We start from the raw sequence: 4598 nt of genomic DNA on the forward strand, positions 1-4598 counted from the left end.
ACCGCGACCGCGGAACCGGCCACGCCCGAAGCGGCAACGACCGATTCGGCAACGACCGACTCGGCGGTCCAGCCGGCCGACACCGCCGCGGACACCACCGAAGACGCCACCGGAACCGCCGAACCGGCAGGCAGCACCGCGTCCACGGGTGCGGCCACCACCGACGAGACCGCAGCAGGAACCTCGGACACGACCGCCCCCGACGAAGTCCCCGACCAGGGCCGCGTCGAGGCACCGCCGGAACCGGCTCCGGCCGCCCCCGAACAGGTCGAGGAGATCGAGCCGACCACCGGCAGGCTGGAACGCCTCCGCGGCAGGCTGTCCCGCTCCCGCTCCACGTTCGGCCAGGGCCTGCTGGGCTTGCTCGGCGCGGGCGACCTCGACGAGGACTCCTGGGAAGAGGTCGAGGACACGCTGCTGATGGCCGACCTCGGCGCGGCCACCACCACCGAGATCGTCGAACGGCTCCGCACCGAGATCGCCTCCCGCGGCGTGCGCACCGCCGACGACGCGCGGGCGCTGCTGCGCGAAGTGCTGATCGACGCGCTGTCCACCGAGCAGGAACGTTCCGTGCGCGCCCTGCCGCACGGCGACCCGGCCGACGGCGGCAAGCCCGCCGTGTTGCTGGTCGTCGGCGTGAACGGCACCGGCAAGACCACCACCACCGGCAAACTCGCCCGGGTGCTGGTCGCCGACGGCCGCAAGGTGCTGCTGGGCGCGGCCGACACGTTCCGCGCCGCCGCTGTCGAACAGCTCGGCACCTGGGGCGACCGGGTCGGCGCCGAGGTGGTGCGCGGCAACGAGGGACAGGACCCGGCCAGCGTCGCGTTCGAGTCCGTCTCCCGCGCCACGGACAGCGGGGTGGATGCCGTGCTGGTCGACACCGCGGGCCGGCTGCACACCAAGACCGGGCTGATGGACGAACTCGGGAAGGTCAAGCGGGTGGTGGAAAAGCGCGCCCAGGTCGACGAGGTGCTGCTGGTGCTGGACGCGACCACCGGCCAGAACGGCCTCGCGCAGGCGCGGGTGTTCTCCGACGTGGTGGACGTGACCGGCATCGTGCTGACCAAGCTGGACGGCACCGCCAAGGGCGGCATCGTGTTCCAGGTGCAGCGCGAGCTCGGCGTGCCGGTGAAGCTCGTCGGTCTCGGCGAAGGCGCGGACCACCTGGCACCGTTCGAGCCCGCCGCGTTCGTCGACGCGCTGCTGAGCTGAACCTGCGCGAAGTACCGGCCGCGGAACTCGCGGTGACGATCACGATGCGCCCGAGCCATTCCGCGCAACGCACCGGCATGTTCCACTTCGTGCCGTGACGACGCAGCTGCGGGAACGGTTCGCGATCGGAACCTCGGTGCTGGTCGTGCTGGTGGCGTTGGCGCTGCGGCCGCCGGTGACGGCCGTGGCCCCGGTGCTCGATCGGATCCTCGGAGACCTCGGTCTCTCCAGCACCTTCGGCGGCGTGCTGACCACGCTTCCGCCGGTGTGCCTGGGAGTTTTCGCGTTCGTTGCGCCGCGGTTGAGGCAGCGCTTCGGCGATGAACGAGTGCTCGTCGGCTGCCTCGTGGTGCTGCTGGCGGGCAACCTGCTGCGCGCCGCGGGGTCGGTGTGGGCGCTGGTGGGCGGCACCGTCGTGGTCGGCGCGGGCATCGCGGTCGCCAACGTCGCTCTTCCCGGCGTGATCAAACGGGACTTCCCGAGCCGCGTGCCGGGCGTGACCGCGCTGTACACGATGTGCCTCACGCTCGGCGGAGCGCTGGCCGCGAGCGTGGTGGTGCCGCTCGGCGGAGCGCTCGGTTCCGCATGGCGGCTGCCGCTGGGCCTGCTGGCGGTGCCGGTGCTGCTGGCACTGCTGCTGTGCGCGTTCGCCCTTCGCGGTGCGGTGAGCAGGCAGCGGGTCGTGCGGCCCGGACTGCTGTGGCGCAACCGGCTGGCCTGGCAGGTCACCGGCTTCATGGGTGCCCAGTCACTGATGGCCTACGTCGTGTTCGGCTGGTTGCCTTCGATGGCGCAGAGCCAGGGCATGTCCGCCGAAGCGGCCGGGGCGCTGCTCGGTGTGCAGGCCGCGGTGCAGGCGCTCGGATCGTTGACGGTCCCGGTGCTGTGCCGCCGGTTGCGGGACCAGCGCTGGGTGGCCATGGCGTTGGGAGTGCTCACCGCGCTCGGTTTCGCCGGGGTACTGCTCGCTCCCGGGACTGCCGTGGTTTGGACCGCCACCGTCGTGCTCGGCTTGGCGCAGGGCGCCGCGTTCGGTTTGGCGCTGACGTTGTTCGGGCTCCGCGCCCCGGACAGCGACACCACGGTCGCGCTGTCCGGCATGGCGCAAGGCGCCGGATACCTGATCGCGGCGACCGGTCCGCTGCTGATCGGAGTGCTGCACGGAGCCACCGGCGGCTGGACCGTCCCCCTGGTGCTGCTGATGGTTTGCTGCGCTGGGGAAACGGTGCTCGGGGCGGTCGCGGGCCGGGATCGGCAGGTGCCGTCGGTGATCGGCGCGCAACATGCCGGTGACGGGACAACCGCGCCGTAACACCGCGCGGCCCAAGGTTCACGGCCGCGAAACAGCAGAACCGGACACTTGAAACACGCCTTCCCCAGGATGCGGGCTCGACTCGGTACGCACGGGGAGGCGACGTGAATTCAGGCGATACCGCATGGGTGCTGATCAGCGCGGCACTCGTACTGCTCATGACACCTGGGCTGGCGTTCTTCTACGGCGGCATGGTGCGCACCCGCGGTGTGCTCAACATGCTCATGATGAGCCTCGGCAGCATCGGGGTCGTCGGAGTCCTGTGGGTGCTGTTCGGGTACTCCGCGGCGTTCGGCTCCGACCTCGGCGGGCTGGGCCTGCTCGGAAACCCCGCCGAACTCTTCGGGCTCGGCGGCCTGCTCGGGCCGGATGAACTTTCCGGCACCATCCCGACGCTGGTCTTCGCCGGGTTCCAGGCGATGTTCGCGATCCTCACGGTCGCGCTGATCTCCGGCGCGATCGCCGACCGCGCCCGCTTCGGCCCGTGGCTGCTGTTCGCCGCGCTGTGGGCCGCCGTGGTCTACTTCCCGGTCGCGCACTGGGTCTTCGCGTTCGACGAGACCGATGCCGCGGGCAACGTGACCGCCGTCGGCGGCTGGATCGCCAACCGGCTCGCCGCCATCGACTTCGCAGGCGGCACCGCGGTGCACATCAACGCGGGGGCCGCCGCGCTCGCGCTAACGATGGTGCTGGGCAGGCGCACCGGCTGGCCGAAGCAGGCGGGCAAACCGCACAACCTGCCGTTCGTGGTGCTCGGTGCCGGACTGCTGTGGTTCGGCTGGTTCGGCTTCAACGGCGGCTCCGCGCTGGCCGCCGACAGCACTGCGGCCGTGGTGCTGGTCAACACGCTGGTCGCCACCAGCGCCGCGATGCTGGGCTGGTTGCTGGTGGAGCGGCTGCGCGACGGGCACGCCACCACCCTCGGCGCCGCCTCCGGAATCATCGCCGGCCTGGTCGCGATCACCCCGGCCTGTTCCTCGGTCACCCCGCTGGGCGCCATCGCGGTCGGTGCGATCACCGGTGCGGTGTGCGCGCTGGCGCTGAGCCTGAAGTACAAGCTGCGCTACGACGACTCGCTCGACGTGGTCGGGGTGCACCTGGTCGGCGGCCTGGTCGGCACTCTGCTGGTCGGGTTCTTCGCCTCCGCTTCGGCACCCGCCGGGGTGGACGGGCTGCTCTACGGCGGCGGTTTCGACCAGCTGTGGCGGCAGGCCGTGGGCGCTGTCGCGGTGCTGATCTACTCGTTCGTGCTGAGCTTGCTGCTGGCCTACCTCGTCAAGGCGCTCGTCGGATTCCGGCTGAGCCCGGACGACGAGGCCGAAGGCATCGACGAAACCGAGCACGCCGAATCCGCGTACCACTTCGGCGACGGGCGTTCCGCCCGCTCGCCGTTGCGCGCCGACGACGCCGAACGCGAGCTGGAGGGCAGCCACCCATGAAGCTGGTCACCGCGATCGTCCAGCCGGACCGGCTGGAGCCGTTGCAGGAAGCGCTGGCCCGACTGGGCGTGCTGGGTATGACCGTCAGCGACGCGCAGGGCTACGGCAGGCAGAAGGGCCACACCGAGGTCTACCGGGGCGCCGAGTACGCGGTGGACTTCGTGCCGAAGTCCCGCGTGGACGTGCTGGCCGAGGAGTCCGCAGTGGACGACGTCGTCGAAGGCATCGTGACCGCCGCCCGCACCGGCCGCGTCGGCGACGGCAAGGTCTGGGTCACCGCGATCGACTCCGTCACCCGGGTGCGAACCGGGGAAACGGGCAACGACGCGATCTGAGCCTGCCGCCGCACAACACCGCGCCGGGCGCGGGCCGAGAGGTCCGCGCCCGGCGCTTTCGCGCGGTTGCCCGGGAGACCACGCAAAGCGGATGCGTAGCACTACGCACCCGTACTCACGGGGGTTCACGGGTCACCGGGGCCCGCCCGGACCGGCAGACTTCTGCCCGTGCCGAGGCGGAGATCTCCGGGGGAACCGCCGGTGCCGGGGGGCGGAGGCCCGCTCTCGGCGCGGTCGCTCGTGCGGGGGGACGAGCGACCGGGGGTCGGGAACCGGGTCGTCGCGGGGGGACGACCC

Annotated in this window: 4 protein-coding genes; all 4 read left to right on the forward strand. The window is 71.8% G+C overall.

The genetic code is table 11. From position 1 onward, the window contains the following. Positions 1–1215: signal recognition particle-docking protein FtsY (ftsY, locus tag IJH84_RS19040; protein ID WP_295146951.1), on the forward strand; the 1215-nt coding region annotated here is incomplete at its 5' end. Positions 1216–1309: 94 nt separating this feature from the next. Beyond that, positions 1310–2527, forward strand: a complete 1218-nt coding sequence (locus IJH84_RS19045) for an MFS transporter (protein ID WP_295146954.1) — start codon at positions 1310–1312, stop codon at positions 2525–2527. 104 nt (positions 2528–2631) lie between these two features. Beyond that, complete coding sequence (locus IJH84_RS19050) at positions 2632–3966, forward strand: ammonium transporter (RefSeq protein WP_200070178.1); 1335 nt, start codon at positions 2632–2634, stop codon at positions 3964–3966. Then, on the forward strand, positions 3963–4301 hold the full coding sequence (locus IJH84_RS19055) for a P-II family nitrogen regulator (protein WP_295146959.1): 339 nt from the start codon (positions 3963–3965) through the stop codon (positions 4299–4301). The genes IJH84_RS19050 and IJH84_RS19055 overlap by 4 nt, the downstream gene beginning before the upstream one ends. The last annotated feature ends 297 nt before the right edge of the window (positions 4302–4598 follow it).

Source organism: Saccharopolyspora sp. (assembly GCF_017434145.1).
Lineage (GTDB): Bacteria > Actinomycetota > Actinomycetes > Mycobacteriales > Pseudonocardiaceae > Saccharopolyspora_C > Saccharopolyspora_C galaxeae.

Coding starts and splice junctions, on each gene's coding strand:
- IJH84_RS19055 (WP_295146959.1), top strand. CDS start 3,963: ATGAAGCTGGTCACCGCGATCGTCCAGCCGGACCGGCTGGAGCCGTTG.